The following is a 1532-nucleotide window of genomic DNA, read 5'->3' on the forward strand; positions in this document are numbered from 1 at the left end:
GGCCGCGCGGTGGTCTGGGCGCACAACACCCACGTCGGCGACGCGCGGGCGACCGACATGGCCGCCGCCGGCATGATCAACCTCGGCCAGCTGGCGCGGGAGCGGCACGGCCGCGACCGGGTCGTCGTGGTCGGGTTCGCGGGCGGCCCCGGCGAGGTCGTCGCCGCGCCGCGCTGGGGCGGCCAGATGGAGATCATGCAGGTCCCGCCGCCGGCCCACGGGTCGCTGGAGGCGGTGCTGGCGGAGTCGGAGCTCGACCGCGGGATGTTCATCGTGCCGCCCGAACCGGACAAGCCCGGGTTCTTCACCCGGACGCTCGGGCACCGCGCGATCGGCGTCGTCTACGACCCGGACCGGGACCCGCGCCACTACATGCCGACCAGGCTCGCCGACCGGTACGACGCGCTGTGCTGGTTCCGGGCCACATCCGCGCTCATTCCCCTCCACCTGGAGGCGGCCCGCCGTGGTGAACTTGAGACGATGCCGTCTGGAGTCTGAGGGCCGTCCGGGATCGCGGGTCGTCCGGCGTGCGACGGCCCTCCGGGCGCGATGACCCGAGTGTGAGGAGTCCCCATGTCCTTGACCATGCGGCCGGGGCCGCTCGCGGGCTCGCCCGGCGACCAGGTCAACTTCACGATCGACGGGCCGAAGCACCGGCTGTTCATGCACGAGTTCCCGCGCCGGGTGCACGCCTGGTTCGCGGAGGAGATCGTCTTCGACACCGAGCACGGGCAGCTCCTGCATGAGACGGGCCTGCTGCCCGTCCTGTACGTCCCGGAGGAGGACGTGCGGACCGACCTGCTGGTGAGGACCGACCACACGACGCACTGCCCCTTCAAGGGCGACGCCGCCTACTGGACGATCCGGGTCGGCGACCGCGAGGCGGAGAACGCGGTGTGGGCGTATCCGGAGCCGAAGCCCGAGGCGGCGTGGCTGCGCGGCTACATGGCGTTCTACTGGAAGCCGCTGGACGCCTGGTACGACGAGGACGAGGAGGTCCACGGGCACCTGCGCGACCCGTTCCACCGCGTCGACGCGCGCCGCGCCCGCCGGCACGTCCGGGTGCTGCGGGACGGGGAGGTCGTCGCGGAGACCGAGCATCCGCTCGTGCTGTCGGAGACCGGGCTGCCCAACCGGTACTACATCCCGGCCGAGGACGTCCGCCGCGAGCTGCTGACCCGGAGCCGGAAGCGCACGTTCTGCCCGTACAAGGGGGAGGCGTCGTACTGGTCGCTGGAGGGCGCCGAGGACGCCGCCTGGTCCTACGAGGAGCCGCTGGAGGACGCGACCAAGATCGCGGGCTACCTGTGCTTCGACCACGAGGCGCTGACCATCGAGTCGCAGCGGCCGCCCAGTGCATAAGGGCCGGCGCATAAGGGAAGGCCGGGCAGTCCCGCCCGTTACCCGGCGGACCTCCGCCGGGCGCCTGCGTGTGACCCCCGCCACGGGGTTCTCGCGGTGCCCAAGGAGAGGCTCTCCGGTTTACAGTTCAATTGACGGTGAGCACGGAGGGCGAGCACGGAGGGCGAGCA

2 protein-coding genes are annotated in these 1532 nt (G+C 72.1%); both read left to right on the forward strand.

What is annotated here, in order from left to right:
• A partial coding sequence (locus ACIWVC_RS19880) for an erythromycin esterase family protein (RefSeq protein ID WP_396454414.1) occupies positions 1–498 on the forward strand: 498 nt, incomplete at its 5' end.
• 75 nt (positions 499–573) lie between these two features.
• A complete protein-coding gene (locus ACIWVC_RS19885) occupies positions 574–1362 on the forward strand; it encodes a DUF427 domain-containing protein (protein WP_396449246.1) in 789 nt (262 codons plus the stop codon).
• Positions 1363–1532 lie beyond the last annotated feature (170 nt).

The sequence above is a fragment of the Actinomadura sp. genome, assembly GCF_044508335.1.
Lineage (GTDB): Bacteria > Actinomycetota > Actinomycetes > Streptosporangiales > Streptosporangiaceae > Spirillospora.

What these genes read in the sequence shown, in the direction of transcription:
- ACIWVC_RS19885 (WP_396449246.1), top strand. Translation starts at nt 574, where the DNA reads ATGTCCTTGACCATGCGGCCGGGGCCGCTCGCGGGCTCGCCCGGCGAC.